This is a genomic window from Nocardia sp. GTS18, assembly GCF_013839555.1.
In the GTDB taxonomy this organism is placed as follows: domain Bacteria; phylum Actinomycetota; class Actinomycetes; order Mycobacteriales; family Mycobacteriaceae; genus Nocardia; species Nocardia rosealba.
On the sequence record NZ_JACBIU010000009.1, the window covers coordinates 71464 to 88274 of the forward strand.

Annotated in this window: 18 protein-coding genes and 1 tRNA gene; 10 read left to right on the forward strand and 9 right to left on the reverse strand. The window is 67.3% G+C overall.

Annotated elements, in window-relative coordinates; translation table 11 throughout:
- Nucleotides 1-18 precede the first annotated feature (18 nt).
- Complete coding sequence (locus HYG95_RS11605; RefSeq protein WP_181698045.1) at nt 19-1320, reverse strand: CdaR family transcriptional regulator; 1302 nt, start codon at nt 1318-1320, stop codon at nt 19-21.
- Between the two features lie 44 nt (nt 1321-1364).
- Nucleotides 1365-4226 (reverse strand): pyruvate dehydrogenase (acetyl-transferring), homodimeric type, encoded by a 2862-nt coding sequence (gene aceE, locus HYG95_RS11610; protein ID WP_370465763.1) that lies wholly within the window; start codon nt 4224-4226, stop codon nt 1365-1367.
- A gap of 216 nt (nt 4227-4442) precedes the next feature.
- On the opposite strand from aceE, the gene HYG95_RS11615 reads away from it, so the two are divergent.
- From HYG95_RS11615 to HYG95_RS11630, 4 genes are all read left to right on the forward strand, one after another.
- Nucleotides 4443-5000 carry a hypothetical protein gene (locus HYG95_RS11615; protein WP_181697985.1) on the forward strand — a complete coding sequence of 186 codons (558 nt, stop codon included), beginning with the start codon at nt 4443-4445 and terminating at the stop codon, nt 4998-5000.
- A 118-nt stretch (nt 5001-5118) separates the two neighbouring features.
- Nucleotides 5119-5541: a DUF3052 domain-containing protein gene (locus HYG95_RS11620; protein WP_067487242.1), complete on the forward strand. Its 423-nt coding sequence runs from the start codon at nt 5119-5121 to the stop codon at nt 5539-5541.
- 74 nt (nt 5542-5615) lie between these two features.
- Entirely contained in the window at nt 5616-6080 is a 465-nt protein-coding gene (locus tag HYG95_RS11625) for a peroxiredoxin (RefSeq protein ID WP_181697986.1), read from the forward strand.
- 31 nt (nt 6081-6111) lie between these two features.
- Nucleotides 6112-6183: transfer RNA gene (locus tag HYG95_RS11630), tRNA-Val, on the forward strand.
- Between the two features lie 23 nt (nt 6184-6206).
- On the opposite strand, the gene ligD is transcribed toward HYG95_RS11630, so the two are convergent.
- Nucleotides 6207-7181 carry a non-homologous end-joining DNA ligase gene (gene ligD / locus HYG95_RS11635; protein ID WP_370465761.1) on the reverse strand — a complete coding sequence of 325 codons (975 nt, stop codon included), beginning with the start codon at nt 7179-7181 and terminating at the stop codon, nt 6207-6209.
- Nucleotides 7182-7259: 78 nt separating this feature from the next.
- Nucleotides 7260-7688 (reverse strand): hypothetical protein, encoded by a 429-nt coding sequence (locus tag HYG95_RS11640; protein WP_181697987.1) that lies wholly within the window; start codon nt 7686-7688, stop codon nt 7260-7262.
- Nucleotides 7689-7772: 84 nt separating this feature from the next.
- Here HYG95_RS11640 and HYG95_RS11645 point away from each other — a divergent pair, with 84 nt between their 5' ends.
- Nucleotides 7773-8675 carry an aminoglycoside phosphotransferase family protein gene (locus HYG95_RS11645; RefSeq protein WP_181697988.1) on the forward strand — a complete coding sequence of 301 codons (903 nt, stop codon included), beginning with the start codon at nt 7773-7775 and terminating at the stop codon, nt 8673-8675.
- Between the two features lie 33 nt (nt 8676-8708).
- Here HYG95_RS11645 and HYG95_RS11650 read toward each other — a convergent pair whose 3' ends face one another.
- The 3 genes from HYG95_RS11650 to HYG95_RS11660 form a co-directional block, all read right to left on the reverse strand.
- Nucleotides 8709-8978, reverse strand: a complete 270-nt coding sequence (locus HYG95_RS11650) for a hypothetical protein (RefSeq protein WP_181697989.1) — start codon at nt 8976-8978, stop codon at nt 8709-8711.
- On the reverse strand, nt 8971-9528 hold the full coding sequence (locus tag HYG95_RS11655; RefSeq protein ID WP_181697990.1) for an RNA polymerase sigma factor: 558 nt from the start codon (nt 9526-9528) through the stop codon (nt 8971-8973). The genes HYG95_RS11650 and HYG95_RS11655 overlap by 8 nt, the downstream gene beginning before the upstream one ends.
- A gap of 150 nt (nt 9529-9678) precedes the next feature.
- Complete coding sequence (locus tag HYG95_RS11660) at nt 9679-10440, reverse strand: class I SAM-dependent methyltransferase (RefSeq protein ID WP_181697991.1); 762 nt, start codon at nt 10438-10440, stop codon at nt 9679-9681.
- 121 nt (nt 10441-10561) lie between these two features.
- Between HYG95_RS11660 and HYG95_RS11665 the strand changes: the two genes are divergently transcribed.
- The 3 genes from HYG95_RS11665 to HYG95_RS11675 all read left to right on the forward strand — a co-directional run bounded on the left by HYG95_RS11665 (nt 10562) and on the right by HYG95_RS11675 (nt 13579).
- Nucleotides 10562-10735, forward strand: coding sequence for a hypothetical protein (locus HYG95_RS11665; RefSeq protein ID WP_181697992.1), 174 nt, complete (start codon nt 10562-10564; stop codon nt 10733-10735).
- A gap of 66 nt (nt 10736-10801) precedes the next feature.
- Entirely contained in the window at nt 10802-11689 is an 888-nt protein-coding gene (locus HYG95_RS11670) for a ribonuclease Z (protein WP_181697993.1), read from the forward strand.
- Nucleotides 11690-11914: 225 nt separating this feature from the next.
- Nucleotides 11915-13579, forward strand: a complete 1665-nt coding sequence (locus tag HYG95_RS11675; protein ID WP_181697994.1) for an ATP-binding cassette domain-containing protein — start codon at nt 11915-11917, stop codon at nt 13577-13579.
- Nucleotides 13580-13603: 24 nt separating this feature from the next.
- Here HYG95_RS11675 and HYG95_RS11680 read toward each other — a convergent pair whose 3' ends face one another.
- Nucleotides 13604-14320 (reverse strand): TetR/AcrR family transcriptional regulator, encoded by a 717-nt coding sequence (locus tag HYG95_RS11680; RefSeq protein ID WP_181697995.1) that lies wholly within the window; start codon nt 14318-14320, stop codon nt 13604-13606.
- Nucleotides 14321-14428: 108 nt separating this feature from the next.
- Here HYG95_RS11680 and HYG95_RS11685 point away from each other — a divergent pair, with 108 nt between their 5' ends.
- Nucleotides 14429-15901: a DHA2 family efflux MFS transporter permease subunit gene (locus tag HYG95_RS11685; RefSeq protein WP_181697996.1), complete on the forward strand. Its 1473-nt coding sequence runs from the start codon at nt 14429-14431 to the stop codon at nt 15899-15901.
- Nucleotides 15898-16155, forward strand: a complete 258-nt coding sequence (locus HYG95_RS11690; RefSeq protein ID WP_181697997.1) for a hypothetical protein — start codon at nt 15898-15900, stop codon at nt 16153-16155. Before HYG95_RS11685 ends, HYG95_RS11690 begins: the two co-directional genes overlap by 4 nt.
- A gap of 71 nt (nt 16156-16226) precedes the next feature.
- On the opposite strand, the gene HYG95_RS11695 is transcribed toward HYG95_RS11690, so the two are convergent.
- A complete protein-coding gene (locus HYG95_RS11695; RefSeq protein WP_181697998.1) occupies nt 16227-16754 on the reverse strand; it encodes a DUF3145 domain-containing protein in 528 nt (175 codons plus the stop codon).
- Nucleotides 16755-16811 lie beyond the last annotated feature (57 nt).

A 16811-nucleotide genomic window follows, 5' to 3' on the forward strand; every position in this document is an offset into this window, starting at 1 on the left:
ACCGATTCACGAATCCCGTTACAGGGGGTCCTGCGCCATTGGGGTTGACGGGGTTTCCGTGACAGAAGTTGATGATTCGTTATGCGTTCGTGTCAAACGGCCCACTGTGGCCGCGATCCGGAGCACATACGCGTCGCGCGGATTGAGCGGATCACGTCCGGTCACCTCGCCGATTCGCTTGAGGCGATACCGGACAGTATTTGGATGGACGTACAGCTGACGCGCGCACGTTTCTACTGCTCCGCCACAATCCAGGTAGGCGTCCAATGTGTCGGACAACGAAGATCCGGCCGACGCCAACGGGACGACAACATACTCGTTCAGCGCCTCTATCGCAGCTCTATCGCCCAGCAGGGCCCGTTCCGGTAACAACTCCGAGGCGTGAACGGGCCTTGGCGCGCCCCGCCACCCGACAACGGCCTCCATTCCGGCCAGTGCCTCGATGGCGGAGGCGTGCGCGGCGCCGAGGGTGCGCATGGTCGGGCCGATCACCACCGGACCGTCGGAGAACACCTCGGCGAGCAGATCCGACAGGAACGGCGAACCGATCCCCGCGTCGCCCAGGTGTCCGCTGACCACCATCACCAGCCGCGCGCCCTGCACCACCGCGAGCGCGGCACGACCGTGCCTCGTCGCGATGGTGTGCACCGCGCCGACCGTCGACACACCCTGGTCCTGCGGCGGGGTGCCGACGAGCACCGTTGCCGGTGCGGTGGCGTCCCAGTTCAACGTGGCGGCCCGGGAGAGCATGTCCGGGCCCGTGTCCCCGCGGACCACCGCGTCGACCACCAGCGCCTCGAGGCGGGTGTCCCAGGCGCCGCGCGATTCTGCCGCGCTGGCGTACACCGAGGCGGCCGCGAAACCGAGCTCACGCCCGTATCGCAGCACCGCCTCGGTGAGCGCGACCAGCTGGCGGTCGTTGCGGGCCAGGGCGGGCAGCCATTGTTCGAAGAAGTCCATGGCCACCCGGACCATGTCCACGGTCTGGCGCAGCGTGAGCCGCCGCGCCAGATCCTGCGGAATCACCTGGAAGGCGTCCAGGCTGAAGCGGATGTCGGATTCGGGATCCTGCAACCACTCCAGGAAGTTCACCACCGCGGTCTGCACCAGCATCTGGACGCCTGCCCGCTGAGCGGCGTCCAGATCGGCGAAGAACGGCAGCCGGTCCTGCATCGCGCCGACCGCCTCGGTCGACAGCCGGCCCGAGAACTGCTTGACCCGTCGCAGCAGCGTGTCGGGCAGCGGGTCACGGGTCTGCCGGTTCGGGGACAGCGCCCCGGTCGGCAGGTAGACCTCGTGCGTGCTTGTGCCCTCGGTGATCCGACGGGGCCGCGGCGGTTTGCGCTCCACAGTCCAATAGTCCGCTACGCCAGTTCCTCCGGTGCGTCCGCACTCGGCTTCGGCGCGGCGGACACATCGTCGATGCGGTATTTCGCGGCCGCTTCCACCGCCTTGGCCTTGTCGAAGGTGCCGTCCTTCACCAGGCCTTCGAGCACCGCGACGACGATCGACTCCGCGTCGACGTTGAACACCCGGCGGGCGGCGGGACGGGTGTCGGAGAAGCCGAACCCGTCGGTGCCGAGGGTGATGTAGTCGCCGGGCACCCACTGCCGGATCTGATCGGGAACCGCGCGCATCCAGTCGGTGGCGGCCACCACCGGTCCACGCGCCGAGGCGAGCGCCTCGGTGACGTAGGCGACGCCGGGGTCGGCATCGGGGTGCTTGAGCGCGTGGATCTCCTTCTCGACGGCTTCCTTGCGCAACTCGCCGAACGAGGTCACCGACCACACGTCGGCCGCCACATCCCATTCGTGCGCCAGGATCTGCTGGGCGCGCAGACCGGCGGGCACGGTCACCCCGGAGACCAGGATCTGGGCGCGCACCTCACCCTCCTCACCGCGCTGGTACAGGTACAGGCCCTTGAGCAAGCCGGCCACGTCGAGGTCGTCGGGCTCGGCCGGCTGCTGGTAGGGCTCGTTGTAGAGCGTGATGTAGTAGAAAATGTTCTCTCCGCCGAAGGTCCCGGTCTCCTGCGGATGGGTGCCCGGCAGCGTGCCCGGATCCGGGTTGCCGCCGCCGTACATGCGGCGCAGCCCGTCGCGCACGATGTGGGCGATCTCGAACGAGAACGCCGGATCGTAAGTGACCACGGCCGGGTTGGTCGAGGCGAGCAGCAGCGAATGCCCGTCGTTGTGCTGCAGACCCTCACCGGTGAGCGTGGTGCGCCCGGCCGTCGCCCCGAGGACGAAGCCGCGGGCCAGCTGGTCGGCCGCGGCCCACAGGCCGTCGCCGGTGCGCTGGAAACCGAACATCGAATAGAAGATGTAGAGCGGGATCATCGGCTCGCCGTGCGTGGCGTACGAAGTGCCGGCCGCCGTGAACGAGGCCGTCGACCCGGCCTCGTTGATCCCCTCGTGCAGGATCTGGCCGACGTTGCTCTCCTTGTAGGCGAGCATCAGTTCCGCGTCGACGGAGGTGTAGAGCTGGCCGTTGCGGTTGTAGATCTTCAGCGACGGGAACCAGGAGTCCATGCCGAAGGTGCGCGCCTCGTCCGGGATGATCGGCACGATGCGCTTGCCGATCTCCTTGTCGCGCAACAGTTCCTTCATCAACCGGACCAGCGCCATCGTGGTCGCCACGTTCTGCTTGCCCGAGCCCTTGCGCACCGAGCGGTAGGCCTCGTCGCCCGGCAGCGTCAACGGCTTTGCCGCACTTCGCCGTTCGGGCAGGTACCCGCCGAGCGCCTTGCGCCTGGCCTGCATGTACTGGATCTCCGGCGCGTCCTGACCGGGGTGGTAGTACGGGGGCAGGTACGGGTCCTTCTCCAGTTCCGCATCCGAGATCGGGATGCGCTGCAGATCGCGGAAGTCCTTGAGGTCCTGCAGCGTCAGCTTCTTCATCTGGTGGGTGGCGTTGCGGCCCTCGAAATGCTTGCCGAGGGTGTAGCCCTTGATGGTCTTGGCCAGGATCACCGTCGGCTGGCCCTTGTGCGTCATCGCCGCCGCGTACGCCGCGTAGACCTTGCGGTAGTCGTGGCCGCCGCGCTTGAGGTTCCAGATCTCGTTGTCGGACATGTTCTGGACCAGCGCCTTGGTGCGCGGGTCGCGGCCGAAGAAGTGATCGCGCACGTAGGCGCCGTCGTTGGCCTTGTAGGTCTGGAAGTCGCCGTCGGGGGTGGTGTTCATCAGGTTCACCAGGGCACCGTCGCGGTCGGCGCCGAGCAGCGCGTCCCATTCCCGGCCCCAGACCACCTTGATGACGTTCCAGCCCGCGCCGCGGAAGAACGACTCGAGTTCCTGGATGATCTTGCCGTTGCCGCGCACCGGTCCGTCGAGGCGCTGCAGGTTGCAGTTGATCACGAAGGTCAGGTTGTCGAGCGCCTCGTTGGCGGCCACCTGAATCAGGCCGCGCGACTCGGGTTCGTCCATCTCGCCGTCGCCGAGGAAGGCCCACACGTGCTGGTCGGAGGTGTCCTTGATGCCGCGATCGTGCAGGTAGTGGTTGAACCTGGCCTGGTAGATCGCGTTCATCGGGCCAAGGCCCATCGAGACCGTCGGGAACTCCCAGAAATCGGTCATCAGGCGCGGATGCGGGTACGACGGCAGACCCTTGCCGAGGCCGCCGTGGCTGTATTCCTGCCGGAACCCGTCGAGCCGGTCGGTGCTCAGGCGCCCCTCGAGGAACCCGCGCGCGTAGATGCCGGGCGAGGCGTGGCCCTGGATATAGATGTGGTCGCCGCCGCCGGGATGATCCTTGCCACGGAAGAAGTGGTTGAAACCCACCTCGTAGAGCGCCGCCGACGAGGCATACGTCGAAATATGCCCGCCCACACCGATTCCGGGACGCTGCGCGCGATGCACCATGATCGCGGCGTTCCAGCGGATCCAGGCGCGGTAGCGACGCTCCACCTCCTCGTCACCGGGAAACCACGGCTCGTTCTCGGTGGGGATCGTGTTGACGTAGTCGGTCGAGGTGAGCGCGGGGATCGACACGCGACGCTCACCGGCGCGTTCGAGCAGCCGCAACATGAGATAACGCGCGCGGCCCGGGCCTTCCCGGTCGAGCATCTCGTCGAAGGATTCCAGCCATTCGCTGGTTTCCTCCGGATCGATATCGGGTAGATACGATGCCACGCCTTCGCGGATCACCCGCACGCGTTCCCCGGTGGGTTTGGCACCGGGCGCGGGGTCGTTCGGCGAATCGGAAGAAGCTGCAGAGTGGATCAGGTCGGTCAAATCTGCTCCTCGTACTGGGGGCTGAACTGCTTGTCGGCGTCGCGGTCCCCGGGCTTGCCCGCTTGGTGTGCGGAGCACCCGTCTCGAAAGGTTCGGGCGACCCCCATCCTTGCCGAAAGGGTCGCCCAGGTCATCATCTCAGCAGGAAATCCACTAGATTCGCGATGGACCTACCGGTCGGTGAAGTGAGAGGGAACGGGTTCGACGATGAGGGTGCCGCACGCGCGCAGACTCGGGCTGATCTGTGCATCGGTCGCGGTGATCGCCGGTTCGGTGATCGCCGGGTGCGCCCAGCAGGTCACCGGTAACCCGACCACCGATCCCGCCGAAGTCGCCGCCTACAAGACCGCGGCGGCCGCGTCGTCCTCGGCGGCCGCGTCCTCACGCGCGGCGGCCGCCCGGACCAAGGCCATCGAGGACAACTGCGGGCAGTTCCCCACCACCACCGGTGCGGGCGTCACCGCCTACAACGACTTCGTGAAGGCCCACGACGAGAACGCCCCCGACTACGCCGCCAAACGCGAGGCTGCGGCAGGCGCGCTCGACACCGCCGCGACGGCCGTCGAGTCCGGTGTCGCCGCCGCCGCGGGCGCCCTGCCGACCGAGCTGGCCGACAAGTTCACCGCCTATGTCGTCGCCGCGCGCGAGCTGTCCGCCGAGACACGCAAGATGACATACAGCTCTCCGGTGGGCGGTCTCAACGATGCGAGCCGTAAAATCAATCAGGCGCGTACCGAGGTACAACAGGCCTGCCCACGGCGCTGAATTCACGTCGCCGACACGCGGCGTACGGTACCGATTCATCCGATCGGCTTGCGCTGCGGCCGATAACCATGTTCGCTTGCACGTATCTTACTGTCGGCAGTTTAGGGAGGACACCACCGTGGTCGCCGCGGCGGACGCGCAGAACTACGCTCAGAAGCTTGGCATTTCTCACGGCTTGGTTGTTCAGGAATTGGGCTGGGACGAGGACACCGACGACGCATTGCGCGCCGAGATCGAGGAGATCACGGGCGGCGAGATGGTCGACGAAGACTCCGACGAGGTCGTCGACGCCGTCCTGCTGTGGTGGCGAGAAGGTGACGGCGATCTGGCCGACGAGCTGATGGATGCCATCAGCCCGCTGGCCGACGAAGGGTTCATCTGGGTCCTCACCCCCAAAACCGGTCAACCGGGCCATGTCGATCCGAGCGAGATCGCCGAAGCCGCACCCACGGCCGGCCTGACCCAGACATCAACCATCAGCCTCGGCAGCTGGACGGGCTCGCGCCTGGTTCAGCCGAAGGCACCGTCCAAACAGCGCTGAAACCGCCGTTCGCTAAGGTCTCAGCCGGACGAGAACGCTCGGCTGAGACCCGACACGACGACAGGAACTCCCCTATGCCGCTAGAGGTTGGCACTCTCGCGCCGGATTTCACGCTCAAAGACCAGAACAACCAGCCCGTCACCCTGTCGGACTACCGGGGCAAGAAGAATGTCCTGCTGGTGTTCTATCCGCTCGCCTTCACCGGCATCTGCCAGGGTGAGCTGTACAAGGTGCGTGACGAGCTGCCCAAATTCCAGAACGACGACGCCGAGATCCTCGCGATCTCCGTCGGCCCACCACCCACCCACAAGATCTGGGCAGCCGAACAGGGCTACCTGTTCCCCCTGCTGTCCGATTTCTGGCCGCACGGCGCGGTCGCCCAGGCCTACGACGTCTTCAACGAGAAATCCGGCTACCCGAACCGCGGCACCTTCGTGATCGACAAGTCCGGATACATCACTTTCGCGGAGATGAACGGCCCCGGAGAGGCCCGTGACCAGGCGGCTTGGGAGAAAGCGCTGGCCGCGCTAGATTCATAACCCGACACCGCCGGTCCCACCGGCGATGCAGGGGCGTATAGCTCAGCGGTAGAGCACTGGTTTTACACACCAGCGGTCGGGGGTTCGATCCCCTCTGCGCCCACATCTTGTCGCACACCACCACGGTCAGGTGGGCAGCCCGATCTCCTCGGGTGTTTTGTCGGTGCGGATCCCGCGGAAGCTCGGATGCCGTAGCAGTCCGTCACCGCTGATCTCGCGATATTCGATATCGGCGACGAAAACCGGTTCGACCCACCAGGCCGTCCGGGCGACCGGTGCCGGTGGTGGATCGTCGAGCGGTGTCGTCTCGCGGCGCACCTGGTCCAGGGCGGCGCGGATGCTGCGGCGGGAGGCGGCGGTGAAGCCCGTGCCGACGCCGCCGATGCAGCGCAGACGACCCTCCGGAGTGTGGGCGGCCAGGACAAGACCGCCGAAGGTCGCGGCGTTGGCGCCGTTGCCGGGAACCGCGCCGACGATCACGGCTTCGGTCGTGAGTCTGAGGACGACTTTCGTCCAGGCCGAGGAGCGTCGGCCTGGTTCGTAGATCGAATCGCCGTGTTTGCAGACGATTCCTTCCAGCCCGGAGTCCGTCGCCACGCGCAACAACTCCTCGGCGCTGGTGTCGGTCAGCGACCACATCGGTGGAACCCGCACGCGCACACCGTCGTCGAGTGTCAGGTCGGCCAGTTCGGCGCGGCGGGTGCGGTAGGAGTCCTCGAACAGCACCTCCTCGTCGACACCGAGCACGTCGAAGACGAGATAGTCGACGCGGACCTGCTCGATCAGCGCGGGCGTCGGCCGCTGGACGTGCATGCGCTGTTGCAACCGGGAGAACGAAGGTGCGCCGCGATCGTCCGGCGCGACGAGTTCGCCGTCGAGCAGCAGGGTGCGTCCATCGGTGATCTCGGTGAGCGCGGTGACGACCTCAGGGTAGGAGCCGGTGATGTCGCGCAGGTTCCGGCTCCACAAGCTGATCCCCGCCGGGGTGCAATGGGCGATCGCGCGCACGCCGTCCCATTTCATTTCCGCGCACCAGCCGCCTGGCGGCTGCGGTGGCCGTCCGGGTTTGGCCAGCATCGGTGCCGGGACCGTGAACCCCACATGATCAGCCTATTCCCGGCGTAGTGCGGGCTCCGCTCACGCGGCAGATCCTCGGCGCGTCCTACCAGGCGAATCCCGTTATCGACCGGCCGGCAGGGCACGGTGGGCGGCACGGAGGAGGAAGGCTGTCGCGATCGTCGCGCCCGCCAGTCCGGCCATGACGATTCTCGCGATCCAAGGCCCATAGTTGATCGCTGCCACACAACCGAGCGTCACTAGGACGCCGACGGCGAACAGCATTACAGCCGCCCCGCCGATCCCCGCGATCTTCCCACGCAAAACCTGCTGGAAGGCGAACAGCAGGCCGAGGCCGGCCAGCCCGGGAACGGCACCCACCACGCAGATCATCAGCAGATACGGCGAGTCGAGACCGGACACGATCACCCGCAACGAACAAGCCAGCAGCACCGCTCCGAGCGCACACCCGGCCGCACCCGCAGCCCACATCGCTCGCCGCGCCGCGGAATCGGCGACATTCGAGGTTCGGAGGTCATCGACCTGGCCCATCTGAAACCCCCACAAGCGACGGGGGCGTACCGAAGCCCCACACCCGACCGTACCGGCCTACGGTGAACCCGTGGAGGCACCGAGATGATCGAAATCCCCGAGGCTTTCGCGCACGAGACCATCGGACGCGAAGGTGAACCGGGCCGCGCCTGGGTCGCCGCGCTCCCCCAATTGCTCGAGGATCTGCTGCAACGCTGGTCCTGCAGACCGGACGGGCCACTGATGCACGGAAAAGTCGGGGTCGTGCTGCCCGTCGTCCACGCAGACCGCCCGGCTGCGGTCATCAAGGTGTCCTTTCCCCACCCCGGCAACGACTTCGAGGCCGCCGCCTTCGACACCTGGAACGGCGCGGGCGCGGTGCGGCTGTTCGAACGCGACACCGCGCACTATGCGATGTTGCTGGAGCGTGCTCCGGGCGGATCGCTGTCGGAGGTAGCCGACTTCGACGAAGCCGTGACCGCACTGGGTGAATTGTCGTGGCGGCTGGCCGTCGAAGCCCCGCCGGCTCTGCCACGCCTGAGCCGCTTGGTCGCCGAATGGCCCGACGAAATAGCGGCTGCCGCACAAGAAGTAGGCAATCCGCTGCCTGGCCGCGTCATGAGTGCCGCCCTCGCCACTCTGCGAGAACTCGGCCCGAACCAACCCGAAACGCTCGTCCACGGCGACCTCCACGACGCCAATGTCCTGCGCGGCGACCGCGAGCCCTGGCTGGCGATCGACCCCAAGGGTTACGTCGGTGACCGTGCCTACGACACGATCACCGTGATCCGCAGCTACCGTTTCGCTCCCCTGCTGTTCAGCGCCGACCCGGAGCGTGGCCTCCGTCGCGGCCTCGACATGTATTGCGAGGCAGCCCGGATCGATCGTGATCGGGCACGCCGATGGGCGCAGGTGCGAGCGGTGCGAGCCGCGCTGTGGGGACGAGAGCACGGTGAGCCGGACTGGGTGGTGCAGGTCACCGACCGGCTCGCCGAGATGCTCGTCTGATCTCGGCGCGGCCCTTCGCAGCGTCGGCAGGTACTACACAGCCGTCTTAGCGACCGTCAGCGTGCACTGCCCGTTGTCGCAGGAGCGGCGAAGTCGTCCCCGCGAGACGGTTTGAGCGAGGCCGATGGCCCAGCACATCGGGCAGCCACGCAGCGCGATGACGCCGACGGGTAGCAACAGCAGGCTGATCGCACCGATGAGAGGCAGCAGGGCGATCGAGCCGATCAGTGCGCCGAAGCCTACGACCCCACGCGTCAGGTGGCGGGGCAGTGACGCGCTGGCGAAGTCGGGTTGGTCAGACATTCTTCCCTCCGGGAGGTGGATCAGGCGGGGCCTGGAGTGCTTGGCGCACCGACGCGCGGGCACGGTGCAGGCGCGATTTCATCGCGGTGGTGCTGAGGCCCAGCGCGTCCGCGACTATGCGACCGCTGAGGCCCTGGATATCGCGCATGATCAGGACTTGGCGCTGGTCGTCGGGCAGGGTGGCGACGGCGGCCGCCACCCTCGCCGCTTCCAGGCGACGCAGCACTTCGTCCTCGGCGGAAGCTGTCACGGTGACTTCCGCCGGTGGATGTTGCGGCCTGATCCGCGCCCGCCGCAGGCATTCGTTGCGCACGATCCGGAACATCCACGACGCCAGCGCCCCCGACGCCCGCAGCATCCCGATCTTGCGATACAGGATGATGAGGGCTTCCTGAGCGGCATCCTCCGCGTCTTCTGGTGTGGCACAGAGGGTTCGGGCGAAGCGCTGGATGTTCGGGTAGGAACCCGACACCAGCGCGGCGATCGAATCCACGTCCCCGTCGCGGGCGGAGACGATCAGTTCCTCGGCCGGCCAGCGCGAGTCAGTCACGCCCGGCCCGTTTGCGGCGCAGGGCGTACACGCACGTGCACATCAACACCAGGCCGACGACGATTCCGGTTCCGACGATCACAACAACCTCCGTTTCGTCCCCGCACGGTGCGCGGACACCTATAAGAGGTGCGAGACGCGAAAAAGGATTCACGGCCGTTTCGCGGTGACAATCCACGCTCGCGAATCGAACAGCACGCCGTGATCGGTCTCGTGCGCGGCGAGCACCTCCCGCAGCCGTGCGCGGGTTCGCTCGCCTTCGGCCTGTTCGAGGCTTTCGAGATGGGCACGGAATCCGGTGAGCAAGTGCAGGTTGCTGTAGGCGGCCGCACCGTCGGCACCCAGGTACACCGGCTCGTGCACCTCACTGAAGCCGATATCGACGAAACCCGCTGCGGTCAGGACGGATTCGGTGACCGAAGGGTCGGCCAGCGAGAACGGTCCCGGCCCGGGACGGGTCATCGACGCGACGAGATCACGGCGGAACACCGTCACCCACTCGTTGCGCTCACCGCCCTGCCACACCATCATCACCAGCCGCCCACCAGGCCGCAACGCACGCCCGATATTGCGGAACGCCGCCACCGGATCGGCGAAGAACATCGCCCCGAACCGGCTGATACACAGGTCGAAAGCCCCGGCCGCGAAGGGGTGGACCTCAGCACCGGCAACCTCGAACCCGACATTGCCCAGCCCTTCCTCCACGCTGATCCGCCGCGCCCGTTCGACCATCACCGCCGACACGTCGACCCCTAGCGCCTCCCCCTGCACAGCGTCCCGCGCCGCCTCCCGCGTGGTTCCGCCGGCGCCACAACCGATATCGAGCACCCGATCCCGCGCCCGCACCCCCGCCGCCGCCCGCAGATGCACATTGTGCAACCGCAACTCAGCGTCGTAATCGAACAGTTCCATCCCGACCTCCCTCGGCTGCCGAGCCACGCGTTGTACCGGCCGACCATCCCATCTCACCACCGCCCACGTGCGTACGCTGGCCACCATATGGGCTACGGCCGAAACGCACAGGGGGCATTCGATGAGCACCGACAACGAACTCGACCCGTCCCAGGTGGAGTTGGGCAGGTTCTATCCACAAGCCCTCGACCAGGTGTGGCGGACGCTCACCGAACCGGCGCTCATCGAGCGGTGGCTGATGGCGGGCAGCGCATGCAGCGGAACAATCTCGAACGAGGGTGGCGGCAGGTGTTGACGAAGCTGGGTGAGGTCGTCGGGGAATCGACGTGACAGTGGTGGCGGGAGCGGCGAGGATGGGGCGATGTCGACACGGGAGTTGATCGTCCTCGGGACGGCGGGGGCGGTGCCGACTCGCCGCCGCAATCACAACGGGTATCTGTTGCGGTGGGACGGGCGGGGTGTGCTGTTCGACCCGGGTGAGGGGACGCAGCGGCAGATGGCGCATGCGGGGGCTTCGGCTACCGAATTGCACTGGTTGTGTGTGACCCATTTCCATGGGGATCATTCGCTCGGCGTGCCGGGGATCGTGCAGCGGCTGGGGCGCGACGGTGTTCCCCACGATGTGCACGCCGTGTTTCCGGCCGAAGGCATCGAGTACTGGGAGCGGCTGAAGTTCGCGACGAGCTATTACGGCTCACCAACCCTCGTCGAACACCCGGTGAGCGGTGCGGGAGAAACATTACAGGGCAACGGGTTCAGTCTGACCGCGCTACCTTTGTCGCACAGCATCCCCACCTACGGTTACCGCCTGGCCGAACCGGACGGACGCACATTCCTGCCGGAGAAATTGCGCGACCACGGCATCTCCGGTGCCGCCGTGCGGGAACTGTCGGGGCCGTTGCTCGAGGAGTGTTCGGCGCCGAGGCCGGGCCAGAAGGTCGCCTTCGTGATGGATACCCGCCTGTGCGACAACGTCTTCGCGCTGGCGGCCGATGTGGACATGCTCATCATCGAATCCACCTTCCTGGATTCGGAAACCGAGCAGGCGCACGAACGCGGGCACCTCACCGCCCGTCAGGCGGGCGAGGTCGCCCGTGCGTGTGGGGTGAGAACACTTGTGCTCACCCACTTCTCGGAGCGCTACACCGCGGCCGACGACCGAACGTTCCTGGAGCAGGCCGACTTCCCCGGCGCCGTCCTCGCCCACGACCTCGATCGCGTCCCCCTTCCGGCCCGCCGCACTCCATGAACGGCCGACCCGGAAGGCGGCCGTGCCGGAAATCCCGTTGGCAGCGCGGGCACGGATCGGTATCGTCGCCGACGTGTATACAGGCACCGCGATGATGAAGCCCTGGTCGCTCCGCTGACGGCGGCGACCGGCATTCCATCTCCCTTCTGACGCCGCCGTCCCGGGTCATCCGCCGGGCGGTTTCTTCGTGCTGCCCGGCTCCTTTCTCGAGCCGCGGAGTTCTCTGTGCCTACTTCTCCTTCCCTGCCCGCTGGTGCGCATGCCCATATCCGGGCCGCATCCATCCACGTCACACTCGGTTCACGCCCGGTGCTGACCGACGTCTCCGTCACCGTCTCCGCACGTTCGCGGTTGGCGATCGTCGGCGAGAACGGGCGCGGCAAGACCACCTTGCTGCATGTTCTCGCCGGTCTGCTGAACCCTGACAGCGGTTCGGTCAGCCGGGTCGGCACCGTCGGCGTCGCCGAGCAGAACATCACTGTTCGCGCGGGCGAGACGGTCGGCGATCTGGTCGCCGAAACCATCGAACCGGCCCAGCGTGCCCTGCGCGATCTGGACGCCGCCACCCTGCTGCTCACCGAGGACGCGCCGGGCGCCGACGACGCCTACGCCGCGGCCCTGGATGCCGCGACGAGACTCGACGCCTGGGACGCCGAACGACGCGTCGACATAGCCCTGGCCGCCTTGAACGCCTGCACCGACCGATCCCGCCCGCTGTCGACATTGTCTGTGGGACAACGCTATCGGGTCCGTCTGGCCTGCCCGCTCGGTGCGACCCACGACATCCTGCTCCTGGACGAACCGACGAACCACCTCGACCGCGCGGGACTCGAATTCCTCACCGACCGCCTGCGCGCCCACCCCGGCGGCTTGGTCGTCGTCAGCCACGACCGCGCCCTGTTGCGTGCGGTCGCCGAGGAGTTCCTCGATCTCGACCCGAGCTCAGACAATCGACCTCAGCTTTTCGCCGGTGGCTATGCCGGTTGGCAGGAGGGCAGACGCCGTGCTCGGGACCGCTGGGAACACGACTACGAAGAGCAGCTCGCCGAGCGCGCACGACTGCGGGAGGCGGTGGACGGTGCCCGCGACCGGCTCAGCACCGGGTGGCGTCCGGACAAGGGCCACGGCAAGCATCAGCGTCAGTCCCGAGCCCCCGGCCTGGTCCAGATGCTGAAACGCCGTCAGTCGGACCTCGACGCCCACACCATCACCGTGCCGGAACCCCCGCTGCGCCTGCGCTTTCCAGAGCTCTCGGTCCGCCGTGGAACACCGGCGCTACGGTGCGAAGGCATCACCGTCCCCGGCCGCCTGAACGCACCGATCGACCTGATCCTCGAAGCAGGCGACCGCCTCCTGATCACCGGCCCCAACGGCGCGGGCAAATCCACCCTGCTCGCGGCGCTGGCCGGAACACTTGCCCCGGTCACAGGTGCTGTCCACCTCCACAGCACGGCGCGCGTCGCGCTTCTCGGACAGGAAGTACCCGAATGGGACCCCACCACGACAGCCGGCGATATCTACGCCCGCCACACCCCGGACGGCGCCCCCTCCCTGACCAGCTTCGGGCTGCTGGAGAAACAAGCACACCGCACGCCCCTCGGTCGACTCTCACAGGGCCAGCAACGCCGCCTCCACCTGGCCATCGAATTGGCCGCCGACCCCACGGTCCTGCTCTGCGACGAACCGACGAACCACCTCTCGACGGCCTTGGTCGACGACCTGACCACCGCCCTCACGACCACCCCCATCACCGTCGTGGTTGCCACTCACGACCGTCAGATGCTCGCCGACCTGGCGGATTGGCCACGCCTGCGACTACCCGACTCGGCCGACGAGGTGGTGCCTGAGGACCCGCCGCGTCGACGCGCGATACGTGTCGAGGCGCGATGACCCCTCACCGCCGCCGACGACATCTCAGCGAGGCAGTTTCGTGGCGATGCCGTCGAGCAAGCACTCCAGCCCGAAACGGAACTGCCACTCGGCGGTGTCCTGGTTGGACCCGCCGACGAGATAGTCGACCAGGTGGGGGTGGCGGCCGGTGGCGGTGAGTTCGGCCATGTAGGGGTGGTAGGCGCTGCGGACGTCGTCGTCGCTGGTCCAGCCGCGGCGCGCCATCAACTGACGTTGGGCCACCTCCGCGGCGGCCGCACCGTGGGTGAAAGCGGTGACGCCCGCGAGCATCGCCATTTTCGCGTCGACATCGGCATCGACAGCGTCCATGGAGGCGAGGACCTGCTCGGCGATATCGGCCATGCGCGGGGTGAGCACGCCGGGCAGGCGCGCGAAGATCTGCGCGAGCCAAGGGTGACGCAAAGTGATCTCGCGGACCTGCTCGGCGTAGGCCCCCAACGTTTCCCGCCAGTCGCCCGCCGTGGCGGGCAGGGCGATGTCGGCGTGGACTGTGTCCACCATCAGTTCGAAGAGGTCGTCTTTGCCGGAGATGTAGCGGTAGGGCGCCATGGCGGTGACGCCTAGGTGCTCGGCGAGTTTGCGCATGGACAGGGCGTCGAGACCGTGCAGGTCGGCCATTTCGATGGCGGCGTCTGCGAGGCGGTCATGGCTCAGCGGAGCGCGTTGCTCGGCGGGCGAGCGACCGAGTCGCTCCCAGATGGTCCCATCCGCTTTCGCCAAGGCTCACTCCTTCGTGGTCACGGTCCGGCTCACCCTAACAGCCTTGTGTACACCGCAATCTTGAGTCTACGTTGTACACACAGTCTACGACGTACACAGGAGTTGGGCATGTCGATCGAACCCGCCACCGCCCTGGAGAAGGGTCCGCCCGCCCGGATATTCGCCGCGATGAGCGGGCTTGTCATCGCCTTCCTCGTCGCCAATCTCGACTTCACCATCGTCGGCACCGCGCTGCCCGCCATCGCGGGTGAGCTCGGCGGGCTCGCGGATCTGTCGCTGGTGGTCACCTCGTTCGCGCTCACCACGGCGGTGACCACGCCGATCTGGGGCAAACTCGGCGACCTCTACGACCGTAAGAACGTCTTCATCGCCGCGTTCACGATCTTCCTGATCGGGTCGGCGTTGTGCGGGGCGGCCCGGAACATGCCGCAGCTCATCGGGTTTCGCGCGCTCCAGGGGCTGGGTGCGGGTGGGTTGCTCGTCGGCGGGATAGCGATCGTCGGCGTGCTGTTCCCGCCGCGACAGCGGGCGAAGGTGCAGGGGCTGATGGCGATCATCATGCCGCTCGCCATCGTGAGCGGACCGCTGATCGGTGGGTGGTGCGCCGACAGCATCGGGTGGCGGTGGGCGTTCTACCTGAACCTTCCGCTCGGCGCGGTGGCCTTGATCCTGCTGGTGACGCAGCTGCGGTTGCCGCCGAGCACCCGGGATTCCGTGCGCGTGGACGTGGTCGGGATGGTGGCGCTCAGCGTGTGCATCGTCGGCATCACCGTGCTCGCCTCGGCAGCCAGCCGCACGTGGGCGTTGGCCTCACTTCCGGTGCTGCTGCTGTCGCTGGCAACGGCTGTCGGTGCGGTGTTCTTTCTGCGCTGGGAGCGGCGGGCGAGCGATCCTGTTGTTCCGCCGCAGCTGTTCGGCCGACGTAATTTCACGATCGCCGTGGTGCTCGGATTCCTCAGCGTCCTGGTGATGTTCGGCGCGGTGACATTCCTGCCGCTCTATCAGCAGATCGCGCAGGGCCGTTCGGCCACCGGATCCGGGCTACTGATGCTGCCGCTGCTCGGCGGGATGCTGGTCGTGGCGCCCGTAGTCGGGGCGGCGGCATCGAGGAGCGGGCGGTTCCGCGTGTATCCGGTCGTCGGCGCGGCGGCGATGACCCTCGGCATGGCTGTCCTGGCGTCACTGGACGTCGACAGTGGATGGTTGCCGGTGGTCGCCGGAATGCTGGCGACGGGTGCGGGCATGGGGTGTTTCATGCAGCTCACCGTTGTCATCGCGCAGAACAGTGTCGGCCTCGACGACATCGGCGCGGCCGGTGCCACCGCCATGCTGGCCCGCAATCTCGGTAATTCCCTCGGCATTTCCCTGCTCGGCGCACTCTACGCACGACATCTGAGCGGGCTGCCCGAGCTCGAACACACCGATCTCACGACTCTGCCCGAACCGGTCCGGCACGCTCTGCGCGCCCCGGTCACCGCGGGCGTCACCGATGCCTTCCTGGCAGCGGGTCTGTGCGCTGCCCTGGCCTTCGTTCTCGCCTGCTTCCTCCGCGACGACCTCACCGATATGGAGCAACGATGAACCACCCCGATCTCGCCGGCATCGTCCTCACCCGAGCACTCCGATCCCACCCCGTCGAAGGCCTCCTCTCCCAGCACCTCTCGACGCACGGCGATTCGGTCCTCAACTGCTCCGACTGGACCGCCCCGGAAGCGCATCAGGCCTTCATCGAGAACACCCCCGACACAGCCGCATGGCACCGAGTGAACAGCTATCCCGGCCTCACCCACGGTCCCGGCGCACGCTGCCGCGTCTACTGCCCCACCGAGTTCTGATGGAAGACGCTGTGGGGCAAGGAGCGCGGCGGTCCCGGCACAGGCGCCGAAATGCCGAAAAGAAGTGGTGCTCAGCCGACGTGGCGGCGCAGCCAGGTGACTTCGGCGCCGGTGCAGTCGGTGCCCTGGCGGAAGGCTTCGAGGTCCTCGTCCCAGGCGGTGCCGAGGGCGCGATCGATTTCGGCGCCGAGGTCGAAGGAGCTCAGTTCGGTGGCGGCTTGGAGGAGGGCGCGTAATCGCATTTCGCCGAGCATCACGTCGCCGTTGGCGCCGGTGGAGCCGTGCCAGAGGCCGAGGGCGGGGACGAAACTGTAGCGTTCGCCGTCCACGCCTTCGCTGGGGTCCTCGGTGACTTCGAACCGCAGAACCGGCCAGGCACGCAATGATTGGGCTATCCGGGCGGCGGTTCCGACGGGGCCGATCCAGTCACCGCTGGCGCGCAGCTGTCCGTCGGCGGGCTGCGCGGTCCAGCGCAGTTTCGCCGGCGTGGACAGCGCGGTGGACAGTGCCCATTCGATGTGCGGGCACAACGCGGCGGGCGAGGAGTGGATGTAGACCACACCTGCCGTCGCGTCAGCGAACTGACTCGATGCGCGCACTACCAACACCTCCAGCCTCGACAAGGAGCGTCTTCCCCAACGGTCCGTCGGACTGGT

Excerpts from the sequence above, each read along its gene's own strand:
- HYG95_RS11625 (WP_181697986.1), top strand. The coding sequence starts at position 5,616 with ATGCCGCTAGAGGTTGGCACTCTCGCGCCGGATTTCACGCTCAAAGAC.
- HYG95_RS11650 (WP_181697989.1), bottom strand. The coding sequence starts at position 8,978 with ATGTCTGACCAACCCGACTTCGCCAGCGCGTCACTGCCCCGCCACCTG.
- HYG95_RS11685 (WP_181697996.1), top strand. The coding sequence starts at position 14,429 with ATGTCGATCGAACCCGCCACCGCCCTGGAGAAGGGTCCGCCCGCCCGG.
- HYG95_RS11665 (WP_181697992.1), top strand. The coding sequence starts at position 10,562 with ATGAGCACCGACAACGAACTCGACCCGTCCCAGGTGGAGTTGGGCAGG.
- HYG95_RS11645 (WP_181697988.1), top strand. The coding sequence starts at position 7,773 with ATGATCGAAATCCCCGAGGCTTTCGCGCACGAGACCATCGGACGCGAA.
- HYG95_RS11670 (WP_181697993.1), top strand. The coding sequence starts at position 10,802 with ATGTCGACACGGGAGTTGATCGTCCTCGGGACGGCGGGGGCGGTGCCG.
- HYG95_RS11615 (WP_181697985.1), top strand. The coding sequence starts at position 4,443 with ATGAGGGTGCCGCACGCGCGCAGACTCGGGCTGATCTGTGCATCGGTC.
- HYG95_RS11640 (WP_181697987.1), bottom strand. The coding sequence starts at position 7,688 with ATGGGCCAGGTCGATGACCTCCGAACCTCGAATGTCGCCGATTCCGCG.
- HYG95_RS11690 (WP_181697997.1), top strand. The coding sequence starts at position 15,898 with ATGAACCACCCCGATCTCGCCGGCATCGTCCTCACCCGAGCACTCCGA.
- HYG95_RS11660 (WP_181697991.1), bottom strand. The coding sequence starts at position 10,440 with ATGGAACTGTTCGATTACGACGCTGAGTTGCGGTTGCACAATGTGCAT.